The sequence below is a fragment of the Stappia sp. BW2 genome (assembly GCF_008107695.1).
GTDB lineage: Bacteria > Pseudomonadota > Alphaproteobacteria > Rhizobiales > Stappiaceae > Roseibium.
Genome location: NZ_VIRG01000066.1, coordinates 761,651 through 787,025, shown reverse-complemented (window position 1 = coordinate 787,025; position 25,375 = coordinate 761,651). Strand labels below are relative to the sequence as shown.

Here is a 25,375-nt window from a genome sequence, read left to right as displayed (position 1 = left end):
CGCGAAGGTCAAAAAAAGGAGCGCGGACGCGAAATCCAGATGCGCTCCAGCACAACGGGAGATACGCCAATGTCGTTCGGCAAGGGGCTTTCACGCAAGCCATCCCAGCCAAAAGGGCGTCAGGTGGAAGATGCGGCTCTGGACGAAATCCGGAAACTGCTGGGCGACGAGCCACGCCGACGCGACCTGCTCATCGAACATCTCCACAAGATCCAGGACGCATTCGGCTGCCTGGAAGCCCGGCACCTGCGCGCGCTGGCGGAAGAGATGCGCCTGTCGCAGGCTGAAGTCTACGAAGTCGCGAGCTTCTATCATCATTTCGACATCGTGCGGGAAGGCGATGCGAGGCCTGCGCCGCTGACCGTTCGGGTTTGCGACAGCGTTGCCTGTGCGCTGAAAGGCGCGGATGCTCTGGCGGCGGCTCTTGAAACCGGGGTCGATCCGGCGAAGGTCCGCATTCAGAAAGTTCCCTGCATCGGCCGTTGTGCCGGGGCTCCGGCCGTTCAGGTCGGCAAGCGGGCAATCGACAACGCCAGCGAAGTGTCCGTACGCGCTGCGCTGTTCGAGGGAAATTCCAGTCCGTCGGTTCCTGATTACATCAAGCTGGACGCTTATCGCGACGCCGGTGGCTACAAGTTGCTGGAGCGCGTGCGCGCCGGTGAGCTGGATGCGGTGGAAATCGCGGACAAGGCCCTGGAAGCCGGGCTTCGCGGCCTTGGCGGCGCGGGTTTCCCAACCGGCACGAAATGGAAGATCGTCCACGATCTGCCAGCTCCGAAATATCTCACCATCAATGGTGATGAAGGCGAACCGGGCACATTCAAGGACCGCGTCCATCTGGAACGGGATCCGCACCGGATGCTGGAAGGCGCGCTGATTGCCGCCCATGCGATTTCCGCTGCGCGTATCTATCTTTACATGCGCGATGAATATCCTGCGGTTATCGAGATCCTGCGGACGGAAATCGAGGTTCTGCGCGAGGCTGGCATCATCACGACCATCGATATCGAGCTGCGCCGTGGGGCAGGAGCCTACATCTGCGGCGAAGAAAGCGCGATGATCGAATCGATCGAAGGCAAGCGCGGCCTGCCACGCCACCGCCCGCCTTTCATCGCACAGGTGGGCCTGTTCGGGCAGCCGACGCTCAACCACAATGTCGAGACCCTGTTCTGGATCCGGGACATCGTCGAAAAAGGCCCGCAGTGGTTTGCCGACCACGGACGCCGCGGCCACAAGGGCTATCGTTCCTTCTCGGTCTCCGGTCGCGTCAAGGAACCGGGCGTCAAGCTGGCTCCAGCGGGCATCACCATGAACGAGTTGTTGGAAGAGTTCTGCGGCGGCATGGAGGAAGGCCACGTCTTCAAGGCCTACCTGCCAGGTGGCGCCTCTGGGGGTATCCTGCCGGCCTCGCTTGCCGACGAGCCTCTCGATTTCGGCACGCTGGACAAATACGGCTGTTTCATCGGCAGCCATGCCATCGTCGTTTTCTCCGATCAGGATGACATGCGCGATGTGGCGCTGAACCTGATGCGCTTCTTCAAGCACGAGAGCTGCGGTCAGTGCACGCCGTGCCGGTCCGGAACGGAGAAAATGGAACATCTGCTGGCGGCAGGTGACTGGGACAAGACCAAGATCGCCGATCTTGATGTCGTCATGCGCTCGGCGTCGATCTGCGGCCTTGGCCAGGCGGCCAGCAATCCGGTCACCTCGGTGCTGAAATTTTTCCCGGAGGAGTTCGAGGCATGAGCCAGGTCACTTTCTCTCTCGACGGTCGGATGGTCACTGCGGAAGACGGCGAAACCATCTGGCAGGTTGCCAAGCGCGAAGGCGTTGCCATCCCGCATCTCTGCCACAAGGACGCGCCAGGCTATCGGTCTGACGGCAACTGCCGGGCCTGTATGGTCGATATCGAAGGCGAGCGCGTTCTTGCCGCCTCCTGCATCCGCACACCCGCTGACGGCATGGTGGTGAAAACCGCCAGTGAACGCGCCTCCAAGGCGCGTGAAATGGTGTTCGAACTTTTGGCTGCCGACCAGCCGTCGCGCGACAACCACCCCGACCCGGAAAGCGATTTCTGGAAATGGACCGACCGTGTCGGCGCGTCCACCAACCGTTTCGCACCCAGTGCCAAACCGGCTCAGGACATTTCCCATCCGGCCATCGCGGTCAATCTGGACGCCTGCATCGCCTGCAACCTGTGCGAACGGGCCTGCCGGGAAGTGCAGGTCAACGACGTCATCGGCATGGCCGACCGTGGATCGCATACCGTGCCGGTGTTCGATCTGGCCGACCCCATGGGGCTTTCCACATGCGTTGCCTGTGGCGAATGCGTGTCGGCCTGTCCGACCGGGGCGCTGATGGAAAAGAGCCTTCTGGACGCAACCGCCAGCAAGCGCGAGATCTTTGCCGAAGAAACCGTCGACAGCGTCTGTCCCTTCTGCGGTGTCGGCTGTCTGACGTCGGTCTCGGTGCAGGACGGCAGGATCGTCAGCGTCGAAGGCCGGGACGGCCCGGCCAACGAAAACCGGCTCTGCGTCAAGGGCCGCTTCGGCTTTGACTATGTTTCCAGCCCTGAGCGTCTGACCAAGCCGCTGATCCGCCGGGACGATGCGCCCAAGCGTGGTGACATCGCCATGTCGCGGGAAAATCATCTCGACTATTTCCGCGAGGCCACCTGGGAAGAAGCGCTCGAGCGGGCGGCTGGCGGCCTGAAAGCCGTCTATGACGCCAAGGGTGGCCGGGGCATCGCCGGCTTCGGTTCGGCCAAGGGCTCCAACGAAGAGGCCTATCTTTTCCAGAAGCTGATCCGTCAGGGCTTCCAGACCAACAACGTCGACCACTGCACGCGTCTCTGCCACGCTTCGTCCGTGGCAGCGCTGATGGAAGGGATTGGCTCGGGTGCGGTGACGGCGCCTTTCAATGCGGCCGGCGAAGCCGACTGCATGATCGTGATTGGCGCGCGACCGGAACAGAACCACCCCGTGGCAGCAACCTACATCAAACAGGCGGCCAAGAACGGCACCAAGCTGATCGTCATGGATCCGCGCGGCCAGGGTTTGATGCGGTTTGCCGACTACGGTTTGAAGTTCAAGCCGGGCACGGATGTGGCGATGTTGAACGCGATCCTCAACGTCATCATCACCGAAGGCCACTACGACAGCCAGTATATCGCCGCCCATGTGGATGGGTTCGAGGCGTTGAAGGAAAAGATCGCCGACTTCACACCGGAAGCGATGGAGCCCGTCTGCGGGATCGACGCACAAACCCTGCGGGACGTCGCAAGGCTCTATGCCACCAGCGCCAAGTCCATCATTTTCTGGGGCATGGGCGTTTCGCAGCATGTCCATGGCACGGATAACGTCCGCTGCCTCATCGCCATGGCGTTGACCACCGGCCAGATCGGCCGCCCGGGCACGGGCCTGCATCCGCTGCGTGGACAGAACAACGTGCAAGGCGCCTCCGACGCGGGCCTCATTCCGATGGTGTTCCCGGATTATCGGTCGGTCGAAAGCCCGGACATCCGAGCCGAATTCGAGGATGCATGGGGCCGTACGCTTGACCCGGTGCGCGGGTTGACCGTGGTCGAGATCATGGACGATATCCTGGAAGGTGGCATCGAAGCGATGTTCGTTCAGGGTGAAAATCCGGCCATGTCCGACCCGAACCAGACCCATGCGCGCAAGGCGCTGGCCAGTCTGAAGCATCTGGTGGTTCAGGACATCTTCCTGACGGAAACCGCCTGGCATGCGGACGTTATCCTGCCGGCCTCCGCCCATGCGGAGAAACTTGGCACCTACACCAACACAAACCGCCAGGTTCAGATCGGCCGCCCCTGCGTGCCGATGCCGGGTGAAGCGCGGGCCGACTGGCAGATCCTCATCGACCTCGCAAATCGTCTGGGCCTTAACTGGACTTATGACGGCGTGCCGGCGATCTACGAGGAAATGCGCTCGCACATGGCCTCGCTGAGCAACATTTCCTGGGAACGGCTGGAGCGCGATGGCACGGTTACCTATCCGGCGGACGCTCCGGACAAGCCAGGCAACGAAATCCTGTTCGGCCAGTCCTTCCCCACTGCCGATGGACGCGGCCGCATCGTGCCGACGGATCTCGTGCCGCCGGACGAGCTTCCAGACGACGATTTCCCGCTGGTGCTGACCACGGGCCGCATGCTGGAGCATTGGCACACCGGCGCCATGACACGGCGCGCGCAAGTGCTCAACGCCATCGAACCGGAGCCCGTTGTCTCCATGAACCCGCGCGACATCGAGCGCTCGGGGCTGGACATTGGACAGCAGGTGAGGGTGGAAACACGGCGCGGCGCGATCACGTTGACCTTGCGTGCCGACCGGGACGTGTCGACAGGCATGCTGTTCATCCCGTTCTGCTTCAACGAAGCCCCGGCCAACTTCCTGACCAATCCGCAGCTCGACCCCTTCGGCAAGATTCCGGAGTTCAAATTCTGCGCTGCCCGGATCGGGGCGGCCGGTCAGCGACACGCGGCGGAGTGACGCCGGTTCCAGCCGACGCACGAAGGAAGAAAAGATTTCTTCAGAGAAAAAAGGGCGGCCACTGGCCGCCCTTTTGATTTTTGCATCTATGTGATCAGAGCGATTAATTCGCGACAACCTTGACTGCCAGCAGATCCGGCAGGGTCTGCGGTGCCGCCAGAGAGCCGAGGATCTGAGCGATCGGAACCGGGTTCTGAGGGGTCAGTGTGATTTTCAGTTCCCCCGGATTGTTGAGGAACTTCGAGGCCGCTTCGCTGATCATCTGTGTAAACGCAGCGTTCTGAATGGGCGCTGTCATTTGCGCCGTTTCAGCCACCAACGCTTCCCGGAAGGCGTCTTCCGGAATGTTCTGCGCTTCAGCAATATGGGCGATGCCCTTTTTGGTGAGGCCAGCATCCTTGAAGGTGAACGACGCGTCGACGAATTGTGCGACGACAAGTGCCATCTGTCCCTGGTTTTCCGGATCCTCGAACACGGATTTCGGAACGTTGGCAAGACGGGCGGACAATTCCGCACGGCCAACGCCTTCGACATCCACCATCAGACGCTCCAGGCGCAGTTCCAGCGTTGCCTCGTCCCAGTAGAGGCGGGTTTCGTCGGACCAGACAACTGTTTCCAGACCGAGAGACTCCAGCAGGGCCTGGACGTCCGGGTCATCGACGGCCGCAACGGGCACTTTCAGCCCTTCGGTCTTGGTGTGGAAGCTGGTCGGGATCGGCGGCACCGTGGTGGACAGCGTCATCTCGGCCTTGCCGATTTCGGTCCGGCCAAGGTCCGGAACGGTGACGTCCAGCCCCTCAATCTCGTAGCCGAACGAGCGTGGCAGGAAAGCCCGGGCGACGTCGATGGGATGATCCTGGCCAAAGGCAGGATCGGCCATCAACGTGCTGATCATGGCGCGCATGGGCGTATATTCGGCAAACTCGATATCTCCGATTGCCGCCCAGTCGATCTTGACCGATGCACCCTCCGGCAGATCCGGGGCGTCGAGACCGACCATCATCATTTCGCCGATGCCGTCGGAATTGATCTCCGACATGGCCATTTCCTTGATGGAGACATCTATCGGCTTTTCCGGGCCAGGCGTCGGAACGCTCACTTTGATGCCATTGAGGCGGGCATCGGTAACTCCGAAGGACCTGTAGAACTGAAAGACGCCGGTTATCAGTTCCTCGGGTGCCGGGGTCTGCTTCGTGAACAGACCGTCGAGCAGAGAGAGGATGTTGTTGTCGCGCTTGACGACGGTCAGTTCATCCATCGAGGTTTTGTCGACGGATACTTCAACCGCAAGGCCGTCGCCGAGGTCCTGTTTGGATTTGTAGTCAATCGCGGATGCCGACCCGAGCATGACAACTTCATCGCCGGTTTCCGGAACATCAGGGTCAAACAGGTCAAAGAACGCGGCGGTGTCCATGTCCTTGTAAATCGTTTTGCCCTGGCTGGTGGTCTGGTCCAGCATCTTTCCCGAAGCCGGGTCCAGCGTTTGCAGGGACTGGGTCATGCTGTCGATTGAGTATTCGCCAATTCTGCCGTCTTCGGCATCGACCATACGGTATCCGGCGATCTGCACGGTACCCGATAGAACAAGCGTGTCCTTGTTATCTTCGGTTTCCCGAACCTCGATAGTCATCGCCGTATTGTCGAGCTTCAGTTCGTCGTAGGAGGTCAGAAGCGTTGCCTTGACGAACGGAAGCCAGCGGCTGACCTGATGCGCCTCGTCTTCCGCCGGAAGCCCGGGCATGGTGAAGCTGTAGTTGGTGGCGGACATACCGGTCAATCGGCCGTCGATCTTGACCTGGCCCTTGCCTTCCGCGCCTGCGGACAGAGCCATCTCGGAATCGTCCGAATAGACCCAGCTTGCAGCCGTGAAGTCACCATCCTCATGGCTGAGACCGGTAATGGTGACAGTGCCGCTGTTGAGAGAGAGCGAATAGTTGAGTTCGGTCAGCTCGGCAGGTTCGATGTCCGTTGCACCGTCACTATCCGTGACATCTTTTTTTTCGGCCGGGATATCCTCCAGTACACCGCTCATGGTGATAGTGCTGTCGGTCAGGGTCAGCGTGTCGCTGCCTTCGTCATAAGCGACGCTGCCGTTTTCGACCTCGACACCAAGTTTTTTCAACCCTTCGACATAAGCTTCATAGGCAATCTCTCCGGTGTCCTGCGCAAAGGCGGACCCGGAGACCAGCGCAAACGCGGTGCCGAGCATGAACAGCCTGACGCGCGCTCTGGCGGGTTTGGAGGAGAAAACGGAAGCTGACTGTAAATTCAATTTTGTGGCTCCAATAAAATGATCGGAATCGGGCAGTTCGAACAAGGTCGGTCCCGATGGGGTCGGACGTCCCAGTCCTCATCAAGACCTAGGCTATTCGATGACTATGTACCAATCACATGACAAGGTCGAATCGGGAAAAGTCGGATCAGATTTGTGTGTGAAGCCATTCGAAGCGCACGGTTTCGTCGGTTTCAACACGCACTGCAGCGGTTTTGCGGGTCTCAAAATCTTCCTGTGCAGAAAGTTGCCTGAACGCCCAGACTGCGGTGCCGCGAACAAGGGCATCGCTATCCTCCAGCAGCGCTTCCACCTTTTCTAGCAATGCCGTTTCGCCGGAATTGCCTGCGGCGATCAGCACATTGCGCAGAAACTTGCCACGGCCGATGCGTTTGATCGGAGATCCGGAAAAAAGCTTGCGGAAGGCCGCATCGTCCAGTGACAGGAGGTCCGTGAGTTTCGGATTGATCAGCTCTTGCCGGGCAATCAGCTTGGCCTCCCGGGCAGCTTCGGCAAACTTGTTCCAGGGGCAGGCGGCCAGGCAATCGTCGCAGCCATAGATCCGGTTGCCGATAGCCTTGCGGAAGGCATGGGGGACAGGGCCGGGGTGTTCGATGGTCAGATAGGAAATGCAGCGCCTGGCATCGAGCAGGTAGGGCGCGGGAAAGGCGTTTGTCGGGCAACTGTCGAGGCAGGCACGGCAGGAGCCGCAATGATCGCGCTCGCCGCCGCTCGGCGGCAGTTCAAGTGTGGTGAAGATCGCACCGAGAAAGAACCAGGACCCGAGTTCGCGGGACACCAGGTTGGTGTGTTTGCCCTGCCAGCCAAGCCCGGCAGCTTCCCCCAGCGGTTTTTCCATCACCGGAGCGGTGTCGACAAACACTTTCACGTCGCCGCCGGACCGGGAAACGAGGAAGCTGGCCAGCTCCTTCAAGCGCCCCTTGATGACATCGTGATAGTCGCGGTGCCGCGCATAGACGGAAATCCCGCCGGTGGTCCTGTCGGCAAGATGGGCGAGGGGATGTTCGTGTGGAGCGTCGCCGGGGCCGTAATTCATCGCCAGCATGATGACCGAGCGAACCTCCGGCCAAAGCGCCTGCGGCGATCTCCTGCGGTCCGCGGTTTCCGCCATCCAGCTCATGCTGCCTTCATATCCCTTGTCCAGGAACGCCCGCAGGCGCTCGCCGGCCTGTGGGATGCTGTCGGCAGCAGCAATCTTCACGCCGTCGAAACCGAGGGCATGGGCCTTTTCTTCAAACGCGGTCAGAAGCTTTTGGGTCTTCAGGTCCAAGGCCTTTGGCTGCTCTTTGGAACAACGGATCGTCAACCGGCGCCGGTCGAACGCGGACAGAATGTCTCAGAAATCGAGATCCGCATAGGTTTGTGCAGCGGGCATGCCCAAAACCTTCTCGCCAAGGAGCGGGCGCATCGACGGCCGCGATTTGACCCGCGCATACCAGCTCTTGATGTCTTCCTCATCGCCCCAGGGCACTTCGCCCAGATAGTCGGCGCAGGAAAGCGAGGCAGCCAGGGCAAAATCGGCGAAGGTCAACCTGTCGCCGGCAACCCAGCGGCGCGAGGCGACCAGATAGCCAAAATATTTGAGGTGATGGTGGATGTTCGCCCTGGCAACGCGCAGGGCTGACGAATCCGGTTCACCGCCGCCGGTGGATTTGGGCATGATCTGCTTGTAGATGCGTTCGCGCACCAGATGGCCGATGACTTCCTGATCGAATTTGCCGAGACTCCATTCGACCAGACGCCTCGTTTCAGCGCGGGCATCGGGATGATCCGGCATCAGCCGGCGGTCGGCAACCGCATAGCCACGAGTCTCATCCAGATATTCCATGATTGGCCCGGCGCCGCAGATTGCAGGGCCTTCGTTTTCCACGATCACCGGCACGGTGCCCGCCGCGTTCAGCACCAGGAGCGCCCGGGGACGTTCCCACGGGTTCACGTGCTGCTCCTCGAAGGCGGCGCCATATTCGCTCAAGATGAGCCGAATGAACCGTGAAGATGGTGAGAACGGATGATGGTAGAGCGTCAGCATGAAGGGGTTAAGAGCCTGAACTGTGGCAACACTACGTCGAAGCGGTTGCCAAATGATGCAACCGTCTAAACGGAGAGTTTGACCCGAATATGGTTATCAAGGGTTTGACGTCGCGACGTCGCTTCGTCAAATAAGCGGCGGCTCGGGCAACGTCCTGAGTCGTGACACATACTTGGTCAGGCTGCTTTTCATCAAGCCATTTGGAGACAAGATACACTATGGACGGTCAAACGATTGTTAACGCTCTGATTTTGGGGATCGTCGAAGGTTTGACCGAGTTCATTCCCGTCTCCTCTACCGGTCATATTCTGCTGCTCGGCCACTTTCTGGGCTTCAACAGCACGGGAAAAACCTTTGAGGTTCTGATCCAGCTCGGGGCCATACTGGCCATTCTGTCGGTCTATTTCGGTCGTCTGTGGACATTGTTCATAACCTTGCCGAGCGATCCGTCCAGCCGGCGTTTCGTCGCCGGTATCCTGATTGCCTTTCTGCCGGCCGCCGTTATCGGTGTGCTGCTGCATGGCTTCATCAAGGAAGTGCTGTTCGAAACGCCGTCGCTGATCTGCGCGACGCTGCTGCTCGGCGGCATCGTCCTTCTCTGGATCGACCGTCTGCCGCTGAAGCCCCGCTACACCAACGTGATGGATTACCCGCTGTCGCTCTGCCTGAAGATCGGCTTTTGCCAATGCCTTGCCATGGTTCCCGGCGTCTCGCGCTCCGGTGCGACCATTGCCGGCGCACTGCTGATGGGCACCGACAAGCGCTCGGCAGCCGAATTCTCTTTCTTTCTGGCAATGCCGACCATGGCCGGCGCCTTCGCCTACGACCTGTACAAGAACCGCAACGTCCTCTCCATGGATGACGCCATGCTGATCGTTATCGGCTTTGTCGCGTCTTTCATCGCGGGCGTCTTCGTGGTCAAGGGCCTGCTCGACTTCGTTTCCAGACACGGCTTCGCCCCCTTCGCGTGGTGGCGCATCTTCGTCGGCATCGCCGGGTTTGTCGGGCTTTATTTTCTGGGTTGAGGCTGCTTTTTCACAGTCCGGAATGACGGAGCGGGGAAGGGCCTTGTCTCAGGCCGAGCGGTCGAGCTGGCCCTTCGCCGAGTAGAGCCCGGCAAGCGCCTCCAGTTCGCTCGCGAGCTCCTGCCGAAGCTCCTCGGGGGCGAGCAGTTCCGCCCCCGGACCAAGCCAGCGCACCAGCGGCAGGATGCGTGTGCGCTCCGTGGATGGAATGCTGACCAGGATCCGGCCTTCTCCGGCCGGTGTGAAGATGGCGTGGCGGTAGTACCAGTCAGCGCTCAGTTTCTTCGCCTGTGCCGCCGTAATGAGGATTTTGGCAATCGTTTCTTCCTGCTCCCAGCGGCGCATTGCCTGGGACAGCCAGGCCCCGCCGAGCAGGCTCTTGATGGAGAAGGTCTTGTCGGGACGGAAGAACAGTCCACTGATTTCCAGAGCCCGCACCCGGTCTGCCCGGTAAACCTTCAGCGTGTCCGTATCGACGCACCGGCCGGCCAGGTACCACAGGTCGCGGTCGAACATGACACCATGGGGTTCGACATCGTGCGCCTTGACGGTGTTTCGTGCGGGATTGACGTGTTCGAAGCGAACCCGCTTGCTGTCCAGGATCCCGGCCATGAAGCCATCCAGAGCCTTTTGCCAGTCGCAGGTCGGTTCCGCCTTGGTGCCGGAATGAAAGATGTCGGGCGGGATCGGTTCAATGCCGACGATCCTGTCTGCCTCCTTCAGCAGCCCGTGAACCGTTTTCGGTAGGGACGCCACCAGCTTTTTTTCCGCCGCCGCCAGATCGTCTGCCAAAGGCACTGTTCGGCTGGAGCGCACCAGCGCCATCGCCGCCAGAAGGGCTGCGGTCTCATTGCGGGTCAACGCCACCGGTGGCTGAAGATAACCGCTGGCAAGCCGGTAGCCGCCTTCGGCGCCACGCTCCGCGTCCACCGGTACGCCGAGGGCGATCAGCCGGTCGATGTCGCGATAGATCGTGCGAAGCGAAACGTGAAACCGTTCGGCAAGCACGGTTGCCGGGACAAGTTTGCCACCGGTCAGCAGCAGCAGGATGCCGAGTGCGCGTTCAATCGGGTTCATGGGAATTCTGGCTCAGTGAGATCGGAACAAAAAAATCATAACCTGAGAACAGAACAGGATCAAACATGACTCACTGCTGTCAGGATTGGTTTGTCATTCTCGCCTTGTCCCCAGGAAGGAACGGGCGTTCCGCCCACAGGAGAAGTGAGATGAGCCTTGAGATTGAAACCATTTTCCGCAGCCGTGCAAATAGCCGCGGTGCTCTGTTTTCTGCCCTTCGTGTTTTGGCCGCAGAGTTCAGGACTTACCTTCGCCGCCGGGAAACTCACCGCGCTCTTTCTCGCCTGAGCGAGAGCGAGCTGAGAGACATCGGCCTGCAACGCACCGAACTCGGCTACAGCGAGTTGCATGACGATCGCTTCAAGTTAGGGCCTCGGCGTGGGTAAAGACTTCCGGCGGCTGGCAAGGTCTCCTGTCAGCCGCCAGTTCCGCGCATCAATGCCTTCATCTCCGGCTTGTTCCAGGCAAAGAACATCACCACAAGCGCGGTGAGCGCCGCGATGATCACGCCATAGAATGGCAGATCCAGATCAAGGCCGATCAATTCCCCACCCAGCAGCGAGATCACGCCCGCCACCAGCGTGAAGACGGCGATGGTCACGCCCATGACCCATCCCTGTTCCTCGTCTCCGACAGCTGCCGAATAAAGCCCGAGAAACGTCGGGTAGGCGATGCCGAAGGCAAAGTAGAAACAGAACACCGGCACATAGGTCAGGAGTGCGTTGGGCGACGCTATGAAAGCCGCTGCCGACAGCGCCCAGACCGTAAGGGTCATCCCGAGAAGGGCTTCCTTGCTGAACCGCTTTTGCGCCGGCACCACAAGAAAGGTGCTTGAAAAGGCGAGGGCTATGCCGATGGTCAGCATCACCATCGATCCGCCAAGCGTGCCGTAGCCGAAGCGGCTGGTCAGGTAGTTGTCGACGAAGATGTAGAACGACAGATTGGCGACATGGAAGAAGAAGAAAACCACAGTCAGCCGCATCACCGTCGGATATTTTCGGATACGCCATAGAAGTTCGAAAATGTCCAAAGGCCGAAACACGAATTTCTGCCTCTCCACCTCGGCGTCATGGGTATCCCGGAACGACAACACCACCAGCAGAACAGCAATGAGAACCAGCACGAAACAGGCGTAAAAGGGGAGCTTGATACTGGCGAGATCGCCGATCAGGACCGGATCGGACAGAAGTCCACCAAGCAGCGGCCCGCCAACCAGCCCGAAGCTGACACCTGTGATGATGTAGCCCATGTTGCGGTTGCGGTCCTCGTCATCCGTGCTGCCGTCGATCATCGCAGCCTGCGCGATCGGCTGGTTGCCGGCGGTCAGCCCGGTAATCGCGCGGCCCAGGATCAAGAGCACGAAACTGTTGAGATGAAGGGCCGCGATGGTGAGTGCATAACCGCCGAGCGCGCCGAAGAGGCAGATGAGGATCGCATTCTTGCGGCCGATGACGTCTGACAGTTTGGAAATGTAGGGTGCACCGAAAAACCAGCACAGGAAGAAGATACCGATGACAAGGCCATAATCGAAATGGCGCATCGCCTCGCTGGTGGAGTGTGGCAGCATTGATGTCGACGGTTCCATCACCAGGGAATTGATGATTGGAAACACCAGTCCCTGGCCGAGCAGGTCGACAAAGACAACAAAAAGCAACGTGACCTTGGCAAGAACTGACATCTTCGCCTCCCGTCGGCTTTCACGGTAGGCGAAGGATCTGGATGCGGCAATGAAAAGCTGTGATCTGCGGGAAAGGCTGGGCGAATGGCGTCGCCTGCGGAACGGGTTTTGTACCCGATGATCAGATCACTCGTCGTGTGGAGTGCGCATACCTGTCTCAAGCCGGGAAAGTTTCCTTCCCAAACAAAACGGGCCCCGAAGGGCCCGTCGAAGACGTCATTTGCAAAAAGGCGTTAGGCCGGGCGGTGCGCGTCGTACTGGCCGTGTTCGCGGTAGCGTTCCAGGTAGGTCGGCAGAACGGCGGCCACCGTTGCCGGCTTGATGCCGATGCCTTCCAGGGTGCGGCCATCGGATTTAGCCGCGTCGGACACCACATTGTCGGTTTTCAGCAGCTCGACCTGATCTGCCGTGAACGGCGCATAGGGGAAGAGCTGGAACAGCTTGCCCATGGCCGAAGAGACCGGGAAGGGAATCGGCAAGAGAACGCGGTTGCGCCGGGTGACGTCCAGAACGTCTTCCAGGCATGCCTTGAAGCTCTTCACTTCAGGTCCACCGAGTTCATAAGTGGTGCCGCCGGCAAGCTGGCCATCGACGGAGCGGGCAACCGCCTCGGCAACATCGCAAACGTAGACCGGCTGGAATTTCGTCTCTCCGCCGCCAAGCAGCGGCAGCACCGGCGAGAAGCGGGCCATGTCGGCAAACTTGTTGAAGAATTCGTCTTCCGGGCCGAACACGATGGACGGCCGCAGGATCACGCTGTCGGGCAGCGTTTCCAGAACACCGGCTTCGCCGATGGCCTTGGACCGGGCATAAGCGGACGAGCTGTGCGCGTCAGCGCCAATCGCCGACACATGCGTGATGCGATCGAGCCCGGCGGCCCGGGCGGCTTCCGCGATTGCGCGCGGACCGAAACCCTGAACCGCGTCGAAGGACTGTTTGCCTGTGGGGGCCAGAATGCCGACGGCGTTGACCACCGCATCGGCACCGATCACCGCCCGGTCTACAGACCAGCGATAACGCAGGTTTGCCTGAACAGGCATGATCTGGCCAACAGCGCCTAGCGGCTGCAGATGTGTTGCCAGATCAGGACGGCGGACGGCCGCGCGCACGCGGTAACCGCGCTGGGCGAGCGCCTGAACGATGTGACGACCAAGAAACCCCGATCCGCCGAAAACCGTGACGAGTTTGCCGTTAAGTGCTGTGGACATCCTGAAAATGCCTTCTGTCGCGTCCAAAAGGAGAGGCGGCCTGGAAAATGACCGGCTCAGTCTGGGAGTTTATTAGCCCTTTGCCGCGGGTCTGTGAAGGGCTGGTTGTGAATGAATGAAAAAAGTCACATAGAGTGATTGACAAGCCCCGGAACCACCCTTACAAGCCCCCCTCACAGCCCAGGTGGCGGAATTGGTAGACGCACTAGCTTCAGGTGCTAGCGCTCGCAAGGGCGTGGAGGTTCGAGTCCTCTCCTGGGCACCAAATACCGGTTTTGGACACACTACCAAGGTCCGAAACACTCTAAAAAAGCTCCGGTTTTCCGGAGCTTTTTTCGTTTCTGGAGCTGCCTGGCGTTTCTGCCTAGTGAGTTACTGATTTCGAGAAAACATTGATGATCAGCACTCCGGCCAGGATCAGTCCGAGGCCGATCAGGGCGGGAAGATCGAGCTTTTGGCCGAAGACCAGCCAGGCGACCAGGGTGATCAGCACGATGCCGGCTCCGGACCAGATTGCGTAGACGATTCCCGTCGGCAAAACGCGAATCGGGTGGGACAGCAGCCAGAAAGAGATCGCATAGCCGGCTATGGTGATGAGCGATGGCAGCAGCCGGGTGAAATTTTCGGTTTTTGCCAGTGCTGAGGTTGCGATCACCTCGGCAACGATGGCCGCAATGAGAAAAAGATAGGTGACGGCAAGATTGTTCGGCATCTCGGGATCTTTTCTGTGGGGCAAGCGGTTCCTGTGTCATCGGTTTATACGAAAAAGGCCCGCGTGAGCGGACCTTTCTGATGTTGGATGGGGGGCTGCCTGGCCGGTTTCTAGAACGTGTATCTGCTTTCCAGCAGCAGGCCGTAGCGGTGATAGTTCTGGTCGAGAACCACTTTCTCGCCAGTGACGACATATCTGCGGTCGAAATTCGAGTGGAGCCACCAGTAGCGGCCGCCGACCCCGAGCTGCCAGTTCTGGGTGAGATCGACATTCAGCATCGCGTCGGCTTCCAGGCCATAGGTCCAGTCGCTCTCCCAGGTCTCGATCTTGTTGTAGCTCCAGGGGACGCCTGCCACATCGACGGACCAACCGACACGTTGGCCCAAATCGCCTTCAGCAGTCATGCCCAGGCGGATCGCGTGCCAATCGCGGGACTGTTCGACGGTCAGGTTCCCGTATTGCGCGGAAACGTCGTCGGAGAGGTACTGGTAGCCGACAAACCCTTTCAGCCGCACCTGGTTGTTGGCAAATTGCGCGAAGCCCCAACCGCCGTCGATAACGACATACCCAAGAGACGTCTCATCGGTGTTGTCCATCTCATAGCCTGAGAAATGCACATCGCCGCCATTGCTTCGACCAAGGCCGACATACCCTCTGACGAAGGTATTGGCCGTGGTGTCTTCAAGCGTCCCGACCAGTTCAGCCGTGTTCGAGGTGACATTGTCCGTGCTGGAAATGTCGAACCCGCTGTTATCCAGGTCGGAGCGCGACTGGCTGTACCAGTAGCGCAGGCCAATGCTGCCCCGCAGCGTGGATGTCTGATAAAGCTCGCCGGGGCCCGAGGGGCCCGAGTAGAGATCGGCAGCGGAGGCAAGGGGCGCCGAAGAAAGCGCCAGGAAGGCCGCAATCGGAAGGGACTGAAAAGGTCTTTTCATGGCTGAAACACCGCTTGTAGGAAGACGCAGATATGCGCGCTATGGGTGTATCAGGTATTGCAATTTATGGTTAACAGTGCGTGAAGTCTCACTTTATTCGTTCAAAGAATGATGCTGGACTCGCCTTCGCGTTGCCAGCCTGCCGCGTCTTCGGGCATCTCGACGTCTAAGAGAACTGAAGTTGGGGAGCCTTCCCTTGACCTTCCAGCAACTGGAAGGATTATCTGATGGAGAAATGAGAGCTCCATCTGAGCGCGTATTCTGCGGGTGCCAAGGCTCCCATGAACCTGTCTTCGGTTGGACTCACCTGCAACGGGCAAAGCCTGCACGGCTGACGCTTTAAGGAAACGGAACATGAATATCGGTGAGGCTTCGGAACACAGCGGATTGCCGGTCAAGACGATCCGCTACTACGAGGATATCGGTCTTGTTCGACCGCTGCGCAGCGAAAACGGGTATCGTGATTTTGTCGACACGGATCTCCAGCGTCTGAAGTTCCTTCAAAGGGCGCGCAGTCTTGGGTTTTCCATCGAGGAATGCCGGGAACTCCTCTCTCTTTATCAGGATCGCAACCGGGCAAGCGCCGATGTGAAGGCGATCACGCACGCAAAGATCAGAGAAGTGGATCGCAAGATCGAGGAATTGCGATCTCTGAGAAAAGTGCTGTCGGAACTGGTGACGGCCTGCCATGGCGATGACCGGCCCGACTGCCCCATAATCGATGACTTGTCGGGCCAGCACGATCCCGGCCAAACGGACGAGAGCAATGGGCACACCTGATGCGTAAGGGCTTTCTGATCGTTTCAGCGGCACTGTCGGCCATCGTTCTGGCCATATTGTTTTGGGGTCTCTTGTCGGAGAAAGACCAGCCACCTGCTGTCAACGGAGCTGCGGTGGTCGAGGTTCAGGTCCTGTCGTAGGAAGGAAACGCGCTGGTGGCGAAGCACTTTTTCGCGAAAACTGTGCGGGTCGCCATGGCGAGGGCGCCGATGGGCGCGACGGCATAGGCCCGCCGCTTGTTCGCAAGATTTATGAACCTGGCCATCAGTCCGATGGCGCTTTCCTGCTGGCTGTGACACGCGGCGTGCGCGCCCATTACGGGTCATTTGGCGATGTGCCGCCCGTGGATGGCTTTCGCCAGGCGCATGTGCGAAATTCTTGTCTATGTTCGTGCACTGCAGCGAAAAAACGGGATCGACTTGAAAGCAAGGGGAAGTGGATGCGGATTGGGGGAGCAGCGTTTGTGCTTTGGGCCGGCTTGATGTCTGCGGGAGCTGCCTTTGGCCATGGCGGTGCAAGCGGCATCGTCAAGGAACGTATGGATGTGATGTCGGACATCAGCCGCAACATGAAATCCATGGGGACCATGCTGAAAGGCGGCTCCGCCTTCAATCCGGATCTGGTGATAGATGCAGGCGATGCCATCGCAGCACACGCGGGCGATAGGCTAACGGCCCTGTTTCCGGAAGGCAGTGATCACGCACCGACCGAGGCGAGCCCGGAAATCTGGAAGAACTGGTCAGCATTTTCTGCCTCCGCGGAGAACATGAAGGCGGCGGCGCTTGCCCTGAAGAGGGTGGCGGAAGCCGGTGAGGGCAAGAAGGAAATTGCGGGTGCTTTCGGCAAATTGGCAGCAACCTGCAAGAGCTGCCACGAAGTTTTTCGTATCAAGAAATAGCATTCTCTCCACGCATCGGCATGGTTCTGCGGTCAATCGGCTTGCCTCATCCCGCTGCATGTTTTACCTGACGGAAAACTTATTCAGGTAAGCGACCTGCCATGTGCCCGTTGTGGGCAGCCGGCAGACAACAGCATTTATTGCGTTCAACCTGTGTTCATGTGTCATCGCATAAATGCAGGTAGGACAATTGAAGACATAAGCGCGGTGTCCAGCCGGTTCAGCACGGCAGGAACGTCGGCAGAAACTGCGCCTGGGACAGGCCAGAGGAGACGAAACGTCATGACCATCCGCTATCACAAGGGCGATCTGCCCGATCTGAAAGCCTATGAAACGGCAAACGCGGTGGCGGTCGATTCCGAGACCCTCGGCCTTAACCCGCATCGCGACCGGCTGTGCGTTGTGCAGCTGTCTCCGGGCGACGGAACCGCTGATGTGGTCCAGATCGCACGGGGCCAGAGCGAGGCGCCGAACCTCGCCGCGCTCATGACGGATGCGTCGAAACCCAAGATATTCCACTTCGCCCGGTTTGATGTTGCGGTGCTTCAGCACTATCTGAACATTCGGGTGTCGCCGGTGTGGTGCACGAAAATCGCATCCAAACTGGTTCGGACCTATACGGATCGCCACGGATTGAAGGATATCACGCGAGAGCTTCTCGGGGTGGAGCTGTCCAAGCAGCAGCAGAGCTCGGATTGGGCGGCGGAGACCTTGAGCGATGCGCAACTGGCCTACGCGGCTTCGGACGTGCTTCATCTGCACGCCTTGAAGGAGCGGCTGGAAATGATGCTGGAGCGTGAGGAACGCAGTCATATTGCCCGGGCCTGTTTCGACTTCCTGCCGATGCGGGCGGAACTCGATCTGAAGGGCTGGGAAGAAAACGATATTTTCGCCCATTCGTAAGGGCCCTGGCGACAGGGCATCGGGCACACGGTTTCGGAGAATGGATTGAGCGCTGTTGGCGATCACATGCACGGGCATTCAGCCAGGCGGCCTTTGAGCCGCGCCCAAAGGGCTGCGCGTCGGCACAGCATCATGGTGCGCATCATGCGCTGGCTCTTTCCAGGCATTGGACTGTTGATCCTGGCCGCCATGGTGGGGCTGGTGGTCCTGTTCAATGTGCTCAGCGGGTTTGGTGCCACCAACGTGATGCTGACCAGCGAAGGGCTGGTGATGGACCAGCCGGAGCTCTCGGGGCACGACGGCGAGCGGTCTTACCGGGTAACAGCCAACCGTGCGATCCAGCGTCTCAGCGATCCACGTATCATCGATCTGGAAACCATTCTGGCCGACATTACGCTGAGCAAGGATCAGAGCGCGCAGATCGTGGCGCTGAAGGGTACATATAACAATGCCACGGAAAGGCTGCGGCTGTTCGAAGGCATTCAGCTCGAATGGAGCGAAGGCTACACGGTTGATTTGTCCGATGTGGAGATAGATCTCACCAACGGAGCCTTGAAGACTTCGAATGTCGTGTCCATCCGGTCGGATCAAGGCCGTATCGTGGCGGGCAAACTCGATTATGATAAGGCCAAGGGAATCGTCAGGTTTTCCGATGGCATCAAGATGACCCTCAATCCTGCTTCGCAAGGACAGTAAGAGATGACTTTTCTGAAACGCATGACGATTGCCGCCGCTGCCGCCCTTATTGCCGGTTCGGCCCATGCCCAGACCTTCTCCGATGCCTTCGCGGGCTTCGGGTCGAGTGAAGGTGAACCGATCGAGATCGAAGCAAGCGAGTTGCGGGTCGAAGACAACAACAACACCGCGACCTTCGTTGGCGATGTTCTGGTGACGCAGGGCGAAACCACGCTCAAGACTGAGCGGCTCAAGGTGTATTACGTTGGTTCCGGTGCCGAAAAGACCGAAGACAGCACCGCTCAGCAGCGGATTTCCAAGCTGGAAGCGGAAGGTGGCGTTTTCATCACTTCCAAGGACCAGACCGCGAAGGGCGATGAAGCCAGTTTCGACATGAACCAGGAAGTCATGGTCATGACCGGGCGGGAAGTCGTGCTCAAGCAGGGACCGAACGTTGTCGTCGGTAACAAACTCACCGTGAATCTGAAGACCGGCAAGGCCAACCTGAGCGCCGGTGGCGGCAAGGTGGCGGGGCAGGGCAGTGGCCGCGTCAAGGTGCGCATTCAGCCCAACAGTGTGAACAACGACCAAACCGGCAACTGAGTTTGACGGCTGGTCCGACTCGACAGCGTCGGTCGCAGACCTTATGTGAAGCTGCGGCAATGATCGGATGGACGGCAGGCCAGTGAAAAGAACGCCTTCGGAGAATAACGGATTGCAGGGAAGCATGCCGGATCCCGCCCATGATGGCGAAGACTTGTCGCAGGCGCTGGTCGTTGAAGGCATTGGCAAGACCTATGGCCGCCGACAGGTGGTGAAATACGTCAGCCTGACAGTGAAACCAGGTGAGGCTGTCGGCCTTTTGGGCCCGAACGGGGCCGGCAAGACCACCACCTTCTACATGATCACCGGTCTGATCCGTCCGGATCAGGGCCAGATTTCGCTGGAAGGCTTCAATATCACCCGGATGCCGATGTATCGCCGTGCCCGCCTCGGCATCGGCTATCTGCCGCAGGAAGCATCCATCTTTCGCGGCCTGACGGTGGAAGAAAACATCCGGGCCGTTCTGGAGGTGATTGAGCCGAACCGGCAGAAACGCCGTGAGGAACTTGATTCGCTGCTGGCCGAGTTCGGGCTTACCCACTTGCGAAAGTCACCCAGTATCGCGCTGTCCGGCGGTGAACGCCGCCGCGTCGAAATTGCCCGCGCGCTGGCAAGCCGGCCGTCCTTCATGCTTCTTGATGAACCCTTCGCGGGTATCGATCCGATTGCCGTCGGCGACATTCAGCAGCTCGTTCGGCATCTGACCAAGCGTGGCATTGGGGTTTTGATCACCGACCACAACGTTCGCGAGACCCTCGGACTGATCGACCGGGCCTATATCATTGCCTCAGGCGAGGTGCTGACGGAAGGGTTGCCGCAGGAAATTGTCACCAATCCGGACGTGCGCCGGCTTTATCTGGGTGAACAATTTACGCTTTGATGACATGCTGCCAGCTACGTTATACACTTGGACTGCAACGAATAAGCAAAAAGCAGACCAACTTGAAATAACGCTTGCCTGGGAACTCAATGGCCATTTCAACCAAGCTGGAGATGCGGCAAAGTCAGTCGCTGATCATGACGCCGCAGCTGATGCAGGCGATCAAGCTGTTGCAAATGTCCAATCTCGACCTGGTTGCCTATGTCGAAGCCGAGCTGGAGCGTAATCCGCTTCTGGAAAAGAGCGACATTGCCGAAGGGGGACCCGAGGGCGGCGCCGAAGCCTCGGTGGATGCGTTCGGCGAGGGCGCTGAAAGTCAGAACCAGCAGACTGAAGAGCCTGGCTCTGGCGACTGGATGCAGAGCGACCTGGAAACCGGGTCGGAAGCTATCGCGTCGCGAATGGATACCGATCTCGGCAACGTCTTTCCCGACGAGCCGGGCGTACCCGCTTCGCCCGATCCCGCGCTCCTGAAGGCTGGCGACAGCTACAAGAACACCGGCAGCAGCGGCGCATCTGATGATTACAATCTGGAAGCTTTCGTTGCCGACGAAGCCTCTCTTGTCACGACCCTGGAAGAGCAGATGCATCTTGCGATCGGCGAGGAGGCCGACAAGCTGATTGCGACACATCTGATCAACTCGCTTGATGAGAACGGTTATCTCTACCTGGACTTCGACGAAACGGCAGAGCAGCTGGGGGTCGAGACGGAGCGGCTGGAAAGCGTTCTCGCCGTCCTGCAGACTTTCGAACCCGCCGGCGTGTTCGCGCGGAACCTGGCCGAATGCCTGAAGCTGCAGCTCATCGACAAGAACCGCTTCGATCCCGCCATGGAAGCGTTGATCGACAACATTGAACTGCTGGCGAGACGCGACTTGCCCGGGCTGCGCAAGGTCTGTGGTGTCGATGACGAAGACCTGGTTGAAATGATCGCGGAAATCCGCGCCCTTGATCCCAAGCCAGGCAGCCTTTTCGGTTCGGCGCTGGTGCAGCCGGTGGTGCCGGATGTGTTCGTGCGTCCGGCCAATGACGGCACCTGGGCGATCGAGCTGAATTCCGACACCTTGCCGAAGGTGCTCGTCAATCAGACCTATTATGCCAAAGTCATCAAGACGACCCGCAACGAAACCGAGAAGGAATATCTCACCGACTCGTTGCAGACGGCCAACTGGCTGGCCAAGAGCCTTGATCAGCGCGCCCGCACGATCCTGAAGGTGTCGACGGAAATCGTGCGCCAGCAGGACGGGTTCCTGACCTACGGCATCGCCCATTTGCGACCGCTCAACCTGAAGACGGTCGCGGAAGCGATCGGCATGCACGAATCGACGGTCAGCCGCGTAACATCGAACAAGTTCATGGCGACCCCACGCGGCATTTACGAGCTGAAATACTTCTTCTCCTCGGCCATTTCCGCAACGGTAGGCGGCGATGCCCATTCGGCCGAGTCGGTCCGGCACCGGATCAAGCAGATGATCGATGCGGAAGATCCGAAAGCGATTCTATCCGACGATACGATTGTCAAAATTTTGAAGGAAGATGGTGTCGATATTGCCCGGAGAACGGTAGCCAAATACCGTGAAGCCATGAAGATCGGCTCGTCCGTTCAGCGTCGGCGGGAAAAAAACGTGCGGCTATAAGTCCTGATGTGATCTGCCTTTAGGGTCCAATAGTGCAACATTTAAAATGTTTCAGAGATTTCCACTGAAACAATACAAGGCAATTACGCAGCGCTTTTTCCCGTTTGTTTCTTTAATTCATAAACAATTGACTCTTTGAGCGAGCGCAATTATAGCACCGCCCTCGTGACGTAAACAGGGGATGGCGCTTCGGCGCTGACTGGTCCATTCTGTAAGCTTGAAACGTCTCGCGTTTCAACACCGGTGGCAACGCCGGTGACCTAACGGTCAATAGAAAAAGAAGAGGTCCCCATGGCTTTGCGGATTTCGGGTAAGAATGTCGATGTAGGCGATGCACTGCGTGTCCACATCACAGACCGAATCGATGATGCACTGGAAAAGTACTTTACAGGCGGATTCACAGGCCACGTTACACTCAGCAGGGAGGGCACAGGCTTCAAGTCTGAATGCAACCTGCATTTGGACACCGGTATTGTGCTTCAAGTGTCCGCGCAGGATCAGGACCCGCGCGCCAGTTTCGATATGGCTGCGGACAAGATCGAAAAGCGGCTTCGCCGCTATAAGCGCAAGCTGAAGGACCATCACGGCCACAACGGCCACGAGCGTGACGCTCTCGAAGCGGCATCTTATGTGCTTGCTTCGCCTGAGGAAGACGAGGAAGTGCCGGTGGATTTCAATCCGCTGGTGATTGCCGAGACTTCCGCAAAAGTTAAGACGATGACCGTCGGCATGGCGGTAATGGAGCTGGATTTGACCGAAGCGCCGGTCGTGCTGTTCAAAAATGCGGCAAACGGCGGAGTCAATGTTGTCTATCGTAGGCCAGACGGCAATATTGGCTGGATAGACCCAGCATTGGTAGCCACGCAGGCTGCCGAATAAGGATGCGGATGGGGTCGGCTTCCTCAGGGAAGCCGGCTTCTGAAACTTGTAGGCGGACTAATGGATCTTGGTGATCTTCTGGGTAAAGACGCGGTAATTGCCGGGCTCAAGGCCAAAAGCAAAAAACAGGCAATTCAGGAACTCGCCGGAAAGGCGTCTGAACAGACCGGGCTTTCCGAACGGGAAATATTCGACACGCTTCTTCAGCGCGAGAGACTGGGGTCTACAGGTGTCGGTCACGGCATCGCGATCCCGCACGGCAAGCTGACACGGCTCGACCGTTTGGTCGGATTGTTTGCGAAGCTGGACAAACCAGTGGATTTCGATGCTCTCGACGACGAGCCGGTCGATCTGGTGTTTCTGCTTCTGGCGCCGGAAGGTGCTGGTGCCGACCACCTCAAGGCGCTGGCCCGCATCGCGCGTCAACTCCGCGACAGCTCCGTCACCCAGGGCATTCGCGCGTCCCATGATGCGCAGGAGATCTATGGTTTCTTGACCCAGCCGCTGGCATCTTCCAACGCGGCTTGATCCGTTCAAAGTCTCAGATGCAAAAAGACCGGCCACGTGGCCGGTCTTTTGGTTTGTAGGCGCTCTCATGTTCAAATGGCTGGATCGCAGTGGTGCTGAGGGCCGGTGTGTCCTCGTCTCCTGATCCTTCCGGACAGAGGCCTGACGTTCTGAGATCTGGCATTGCACGCAGAAAGTTTTGCAGCAGCCCTGGAGTCAAAAGCAGTTCCCGGCTGCGCCTTGCTCGCGGCCGGGAAGCGCTATGTGGTGTATGGCGCCTCAGGCTTTCGCCGGATTGGCATCACCCTGGACGAGCCCTTGCTGCGGGGCGGAAACCGCGCCTTTGGTCAGGGCCGGAAGATGCAGGTCGGCCAGTTCCGCAGGCGGGTTTGTTTCTTCAGGAATGCGCCACAGGGTGGAGCGGATCGCGATCTTGCCGAGCGTTCTCGTGGACGTGACGACAGCGATCAGAATGGCCAGCAGCGGCCCGATAGCGACAGGAATGACCGGCCACACCAGATCGATGGGCTGTGTGGAAAGCCAGGCGAACCCAGCCAGCCCGAAAAGTGTCTGCGGCCAGAGCTTGCCCGCTGCCAGCAACACCGGCAGGCGTTGGACGCCGCGCGCCTGCGCACCCCAGCCGATGGTCTTGCCGAACAGGAGCCCGCCCATGAACAGCGAGTGCGCCACGGCCATGATCGGTGCCAGCATCGCCGAATAGACGATCTCCGCCAGAACGCTGAGGACGATACGCACTGGTCCGCCAAAGGCCCTGCGCAGATCCGGCCGCGCTAGCACATCGGCCACCGTTGCCAGTTTCGGCGCGAACACCATCGTCAGAACCGTGAAGAAGAGCAGGGCGCCGGTATCTGGCCGGTAGGGCATATAGTCGGTAACCATGCCGAGGACGGCCGCCGATGTCATGAAGCCCAGCCAGGCGGGCGAGCCGAGAAACATCAGGATGGCCAACACGAGCTGCATACGGCTCACAGGCTTGAGGCCGGGAAGCCCGATCAGCCGGCGGTATTGCAGGTTGCCCTGGCACCAGCGCAGGTCACGGCGGATAAACTCCAGCAGATGCGGCGGATTGGCTTCATAGCTGCCCGTTTCCAGCGGCAGCACACGCACCTCGTAGCCGGCGCGGCGCATCAGCACGGCTTCCACCTGGTCATGGGAAAGGATGGTGCCTGAAAGCGGGCCCTTGCCCGGCAGTTCCGGCAGGCGGCATCTTTCCTTAAACGGTTTGATCCGCAGAATAGCGTTGTGGCCCCAGTACGGTCCGCAATCGCCCTGCCACCAGGCGCTGCCGATGGTGTAGGAGCGCATGCCGAGCCGCATGCCGAACTGGAAGACTCGTGCAAAGGCGCTGTCCGTCGGCAGGCCGACCACCAGGCTCTGCAGAATGCCGAGTTGGGGATTGGCTTCCATACGCCGCACAAGGCCGACAATGGCCTCGGCGGACATGTAGCTGTCCGCATCAAGCACAAGCGCGAACTCGTGACGGTCCCCCCAGCGATCGCAGAAATCTTCGATATTGCCAGCCTTGAAACCGCGGTTGTCCGTACGCCGGCGGTAGACGACGTCCACCTGGCCTTCGAAGCGATCCTTCAACCGGGCTGTCATCTGCTGCTCCTGAAGGGCAACATCGTCCATGTTGGTGTCGCTCAGCACATAAAGGGTGAACCGGTCCGCTTCGCCCGCGCGTATCAGGTGAGTCACCATGGCGTTGAGGTTGGTTTCCAGGCTTTCAGTGTCTTCGTTGCGCACGCATGACAGCAGCGCTGTCGAGCTTCGCAGCGGTTGCGCGGGGTCACCATGGTCGATCGGGCAGACCGCATCGGCCGGATTTTTCGACAGCCGCATGATGAGAAGGCCGATCACCGCGTTCCAGAAGCCGATGATGGTCCAGGGCAGGGTGACGAGGAAACAGATCAGGATGAAAAGGTCGAGCGCCGTGTAGCCTCCTGGAGACAGCGTCAGCGTCATCAAGGTGGCAAGGCCGGCAAAGCTGAGCCCGAGAAGGACAGCGAAGGTGGCGCGCCGTGCGGTCATGGTTGAAAATGATCCAGTGAATTTTGGCATGTCACAGACCCGAAACATTATTTTGACTTCCAATTGGAGCGATCATCGCAATAGTGCGCATGT

Annotated in this window: 24 protein-coding genes and 1 tRNA gene; 15 read left to right on the top strand and 10 right to left on the bottom strand. The window is 59.3% G+C overall.

Annotation, left to right across the window (positions count from 1 at the left end):
• Positions 1 to 69: 69 nt before the first annotated feature.
• Together FMN63_RS15125 and fdhF are read left to right on the top strand one after the other, a co-directional pair.
• Entirely contained in the window at positions 70 to 1,746 is a 1,677-nt protein-coding gene (locus tag FMN63_RS15125) for an NAD(P)H-dependent oxidoreductase subunit E (protein ID WP_148585594.1), read from the top strand.
• Entirely contained in the window at positions 1,743 to 4,511 is a 2,769-nt protein-coding gene (gene fdhF, locus FMN63_RS15120) for a formate dehydrogenase subunit alpha (protein WP_148584771.1), read from the top strand. The genes FMN63_RS15125 and fdhF overlap by 4 nt, the downstream gene beginning before the upstream one ends.
• A gap of 103 nt (positions 4,512 to 4,614) precedes the next feature.
• On the opposite strand, the gene FMN63_RS15115 is transcribed toward fdhF, so the two are convergent.
• The 3 genes from FMN63_RS15115 to FMN63_RS15105 form a co-directional block, all read right to left on the bottom strand.
• Positions 4,615 to 6,783, bottom strand: coding sequence for an aq_1923 C-terminal domain (locus FMN63_RS15115; protein WP_148584770.1), 2,169 nt, complete (start codon positions 6,781 to 6,783; stop codon positions 4,615 to 4,617).
• A gap of 148 nt (positions 6,784 to 6,931) precedes the next feature.
• Positions 6,932 to 8,074 carry a tRNA epoxyqueuosine(34) reductase QueG gene (gene queG, locus FMN63_RS15110; RefSeq protein WP_148584769.1) on the bottom strand — a complete coding sequence of 381 codons (1,143 nt, stop codon included), beginning with the start codon at positions 8,072 to 8,074 and terminating at the stop codon, positions 6,932 to 6,934.
• A 66-nt stretch (positions 8,075 to 8,140) separates the two neighbouring features.
• Entirely contained in the window at positions 8,141 to 8,833 is a 693-nt protein-coding gene (locus tag FMN63_RS15105) for a glutathione S-transferase family protein (RefSeq protein ID WP_148584768.1), read from the bottom strand.
• A 218-nt stretch (positions 8,834 to 9,051) separates the two neighbouring features.
• Between FMN63_RS15105 and FMN63_RS15100 the strand changes: the two genes are divergently transcribed.
• The gene (locus FMN63_RS15100; protein ID WP_148584767.1) at positions 9,052 to 9,858 is read left to right on the top strand and encodes an undecaprenyl-diphosphate phosphatase; all 807 of its coding nucleotides are present in this window, start codon (positions 9,052 to 9,054) and stop codon (positions 9,856 to 9,858) included.
• A 48-nt stretch (positions 9,859 to 9,906) separates the two neighbouring features.
• Here FMN63_RS15100 and FMN63_RS15095 read toward each other — a convergent pair whose 3' ends face one another.
• Positions 9,907 to 10,935: a helix-turn-helix transcriptional regulator gene (locus FMN63_RS15095; protein WP_148584766.1), complete on the bottom strand. Its 1,029-nt coding sequence runs from the start codon at positions 10,933 to 10,935 to the stop codon at positions 9,907 to 9,909.
• Positions 10,936 to 11,084: 149 nt separating this feature from the next.
• Here FMN63_RS15095 and FMN63_RS15090 point away from each other — a divergent pair, with 149 nt between their 5' ends.
• Positions 11,085 to 11,321 carry a DUF1127 domain-containing protein gene (locus tag FMN63_RS15090; RefSeq protein WP_148584765.1) on the top strand — a complete coding sequence of 79 codons (237 nt, stop codon included), beginning with the start codon at positions 11,085 to 11,087 and terminating at the stop codon, positions 11,319 to 11,321.
• 29 nt (positions 11,322 to 11,350) lie between these two features.
• Here FMN63_RS15090 and FMN63_RS15085 read toward each other — a convergent pair whose 3' ends face one another.
• Together FMN63_RS15085 and FMN63_RS15080 are read right to left on the bottom strand one after the other, a co-directional pair.
• The gene (locus tag FMN63_RS15085; protein ID WP_148584764.1) at positions 11,351 to 12,613 is read right to left on the bottom strand and encodes an MFS transporter; all 1,263 of its coding nucleotides are present in this window, start codon (positions 12,611 to 12,613) and stop codon (positions 11,351 to 11,353) included.
• Between the two features lie 233 nt (positions 12,614 to 12,846).
• Positions 12,847 to 13,821, bottom strand: coding sequence for a complex I NDUFA9 subunit family protein (locus FMN63_RS15080; protein ID WP_148584763.1), 975 nt, complete (start codon positions 13,819 to 13,821; stop codon positions 12,847 to 12,849).
• A 178-nt stretch (positions 13,822 to 13,999) separates the two neighbouring features.
• Here FMN63_RS15080 and FMN63_RS15075 point away from each other — a divergent pair.
• Positions 14,000 to 14,086 (top strand) — tRNA-Leu (locus FMN63_RS15075).
• Positions 14,087 to 14,185: 99 nt separating this feature from the next.
• Here FMN63_RS15075 and FMN63_RS15070 read toward each other — a convergent pair.
• Complete coding sequence (locus tag FMN63_RS15070) at positions 14,186 to 14,533, bottom strand: SMR family transporter (protein WP_148584762.1); 348 nt, start codon at positions 14,531 to 14,533, stop codon at positions 14,186 to 14,188.
• A gap of 110 nt (positions 14,534 to 14,643) precedes the next feature.
• Positions 14,644 to 15,468 (bottom strand): hypothetical protein, encoded by an 825-nt coding sequence (locus tag FMN63_RS15065; RefSeq protein ID WP_148584761.1) that lies wholly within the window; start codon positions 15,466 to 15,468, stop codon positions 14,644 to 14,646.
• Positions 15,469 to 15,822: 354 nt separating this feature from the next.
• On the opposite strand from FMN63_RS15065, the gene cueR reads away from it, so the two are divergent.
• Together cueR and FMN63_RS29400 are read left to right on the top strand one after the other, a co-directional pair.
• Positions 15,823 to 16,248: a Cu(I)-responsive transcriptional regulator gene (gene cueR, locus FMN63_RS15060; protein ID WP_148584760.1), complete on the top strand. Its 426-nt coding sequence runs from the start codon at positions 15,823 to 15,825 to the stop codon at positions 16,246 to 16,248.
• Positions 16,248 to 16,388: a hypothetical protein gene (locus tag FMN63_RS29400; RefSeq protein ID WP_153297100.1), complete on the top strand. Its 141-nt coding sequence runs from the start codon at positions 16,248 to 16,250 to the stop codon at positions 16,386 to 16,388. Before cueR ends, FMN63_RS29400 begins: the two co-directional genes overlap by 1 nt.
• Here FMN63_RS29400 and FMN63_RS15055 read toward each other — a convergent pair.
• Positions 16,373 to 16,564: a hypothetical protein gene (locus FMN63_RS15055; RefSeq protein ID WP_148584759.1), complete on the bottom strand. Its 192-nt coding sequence runs from the start codon at positions 16,562 to 16,564 to the stop codon at positions 16,373 to 16,375. The genes FMN63_RS29400 and FMN63_RS15055 overlap by 16 nt on opposite strands.
• A gap of 165 nt (positions 16,565 to 16,729) precedes the next feature.
• On the opposite strand from FMN63_RS15055, the gene FMN63_RS15050 reads away from it, so the two are divergent.
• The 8 genes from FMN63_RS15050 to ptsN all read left to right on the top strand — a co-directional run bounded on the left by FMN63_RS15050 (position 16,730) and on the right by ptsN (position 23,251).
• On the top strand, positions 16,730 to 17,146 hold the full coding sequence (locus tag FMN63_RS15050) for a c-type cytochrome (protein WP_162530049.1): 417 nt from the start codon (positions 16,730 to 16,732) through the stop codon (positions 17,144 to 17,146).
• A gap of 282 nt (positions 17,147 to 17,428) precedes the next feature.
• Positions 17,429 to 18,049: a ribonuclease D gene (locus FMN63_RS15045; protein ID WP_148584757.1), complete on the top strand. Its 621-nt coding sequence runs from the start codon at positions 17,429 to 17,431 to the stop codon at positions 18,047 to 18,049.
• Between the two features lie 45 nt (positions 18,050 to 18,094).
• A complete protein-coding gene (gene lptC, locus FMN63_RS15040; RefSeq protein ID WP_209001124.1) occupies positions 18,095 to 18,745 on the top strand; it encodes an LPS export ABC transporter periplasmic protein LptC in 651 nt (216 codons plus the stop codon).
• A 3-nt stretch (positions 18,746 to 18,748) separates the two neighbouring features.
• Positions 18,749 to 19,327: an LptA/OstA family protein gene (locus FMN63_RS15035; protein WP_148584756.1), complete on the top strand. Its 579-nt coding sequence runs from the start codon at positions 18,749 to 18,751 to the stop codon at positions 19,325 to 19,327.
• A 124-nt stretch (positions 19,328 to 19,451) separates the two neighbouring features.
• A complete protein-coding gene (gene lptB / locus FMN63_RS15030) occupies positions 19,452 to 20,207 on the top strand; it encodes an LPS export ABC transporter ATP-binding protein (protein ID WP_205514041.1) in 756 nt (251 codons plus the stop codon).
• An 89-nt stretch (positions 20,208 to 20,296) separates the two neighbouring features.
• Positions 20,297 to 21,844 carry an RNA polymerase factor sigma-54 gene (rpoN, locus tag FMN63_RS15025; protein WP_148584754.1) on the top strand — a complete coding sequence of 516 codons (1,548 nt, stop codon included), beginning with the start codon at positions 20,297 to 20,299 and terminating at the stop codon, positions 21,842 to 21,844.
• A gap of 291 nt (positions 21,845 to 22,135) precedes the next feature.
• Positions 22,136 to 22,723 (top strand): ribosome hibernation-promoting factor, HPF/YfiA family, encoded by a 588-nt coding sequence (gene hpf, locus FMN63_RS15020; RefSeq protein WP_148584753.1) that lies wholly within the window; start codon positions 22,136 to 22,138, stop codon positions 22,721 to 22,723.
• Between the two features lie 60 nt (positions 22,724 to 22,783).
• Positions 22,784 to 23,251 carry a PTS IIA-like nitrogen regulatory protein PtsN gene (gene ptsN, locus FMN63_RS15015; RefSeq protein ID WP_148584752.1) on the top strand — a complete coding sequence of 156 codons (468 nt, stop codon included), beginning with the start codon at positions 22,784 to 22,786 and terminating at the stop codon, positions 23,249 to 23,251.
• 258 nt (positions 23,252 to 23,509) lie between these two features.
• Here the strand turns inward: ptsN and mdoH are convergent, their stop codons facing one another.
• On the bottom strand, positions 23,510 to 25,282 hold the full coding sequence (gene mdoH, locus FMN63_RS15010; protein WP_209001123.1) for a glucans biosynthesis glucosyltransferase MdoH: 1,773 nt from the start codon (positions 25,280 to 25,282) through the stop codon (positions 23,510 to 23,512).
• Between the last annotated feature and the right edge of the window lie 93 nt (positions 25,283 to 25,375).

Bases quoted from the DNA above. Each gene is read 5' to 3' on its own strand.
- FMN63_RS15125 (WP_148585594.1), top strand. From the start codon at position 70: ATGTCGTTCGGCAAGGGGCTTTCACGCAAGCCATCCCAGCCAAAAGGG.
- fdhF (WP_148584771.1), top strand. From the start codon at position 1,743: ATGAGCCAGGTCACTTTCTCTCTCGACGGTCGGATGGTCACTGCGGAA.
- FMN63_RS15105 (WP_148584768.1), bottom strand. From the start codon at position 8,833: ATGCTGACGCTCTACCATCATCCGTTCTCACCATCTTCACGGTTCATT.
- FMN63_RS15100 (WP_148584767.1), top strand. From the start codon at position 9,052: ATGGACGGTCAAACGATTGTTAACGCTCTGATTTTGGGGATCGTCGAA.
- FMN63_RS15095 (WP_148584766.1), bottom strand. From the start codon at position 10,935: ATGAACCCGATTGAACGCGCACTCGGCATCCTGCTGCTGCTGACCGGT.
- FMN63_RS15090 (WP_148584765.1), top strand. From the start codon at position 11,085: ATGAGCCTTGAGATTGAAACCATTTTCCGCAGCCGTGCAAATAGCCGC.
- FMN63_RS15085 (WP_148584764.1), bottom strand. From the start codon at position 12,613: ATGTCAGTTCTTGCCAAGGTCACGTTGCTTTTTGTTGTCTTTGTCGAC.
- FMN63_RS15080 (WP_148584763.1), bottom strand. From the start codon at position 13,821: ATGTCCACAGCACTTAACGGCAAACTCGTCACGGTTTTCGGCGGATCG.
- FMN63_RS15070 (WP_148584762.1), bottom strand. From the start codon at position 14,533: ATGCCGAACAATCTTGCCGTCACCTATCTTTTTCTCATTGCGGCCATC.
- FMN63_RS15065 (WP_148584761.1), bottom strand. From the start codon at position 15,468: ATGAAAAGACCTTTTCAGTCCCTTCCGATTGCGGCCTTCCTGGCGCTT.
- cueR (WP_148584760.1), top strand. From the start codon at position 15,823: ATGAATATCGGTGAGGCTTCGGAACACAGCGGATTGCCGGTCAAGACG.
- FMN63_RS29400 (WP_153297100.1), top strand. From the start codon at position 16,248: ATGCGTAAGGGCTTTCTGATCGTTTCAGCGGCACTGTCGGCCATCGTT.
- FMN63_RS15055 (WP_148584759.1), bottom strand. From the start codon at position 16,564: ATGGGCGCGCACGCCGCGTGTCACAGCCAGCAGGAAAGCGCCATCGGA.
- FMN63_RS15050 (WP_162530049.1), top strand. From the start codon at position 16,730: ATGTCTGCGGGAGCTGCCTTTGGCCATGGCGGTGCAAGCGGCATCGTC.
- FMN63_RS15045 (WP_148584757.1), top strand. From the start codon at position 17,429: ATGACCATCCGCTATCACAAGGGCGATCTGCCCGATCTGAAAGCCTAT.
- FMN63_RS15035 (WP_148584756.1), top strand. From the start codon at position 18,749: ATGACTTTTCTGAAACGCATGACGATTGCCGCCGCTGCCGCCCTTATT.
- lptB (WP_205514041.1), top strand. From the start codon at position 19,452: ATGCCGGATCCCGCCCATGATGGCGAAGACTTGTCGCAGGCGCTGGTC.
- rpoN (WP_148584754.1), top strand. From the start codon at position 20,297: ATGGCCATTTCAACCAAGCTGGAGATGCGGCAAAGTCAGTCGCTGATC.
- hpf (WP_148584753.1), top strand. From the start codon at position 22,136: ATGGCTTTGCGGATTTCGGGTAAGAATGTCGATGTAGGCGATGCACTG.
- ptsN (WP_148584752.1), top strand. From the start codon at position 22,784: ATGGATCTTGGTGATCTTCTGGGTAAAGACGCGGTAATTGCCGGGCTC.
- mdoH (WP_209001123.1), bottom strand. From the start codon at position 25,282: ATGACCGCACGGCGCGCCACCTTCGCTGTCCTTCTCGGGCTCAGCTTT.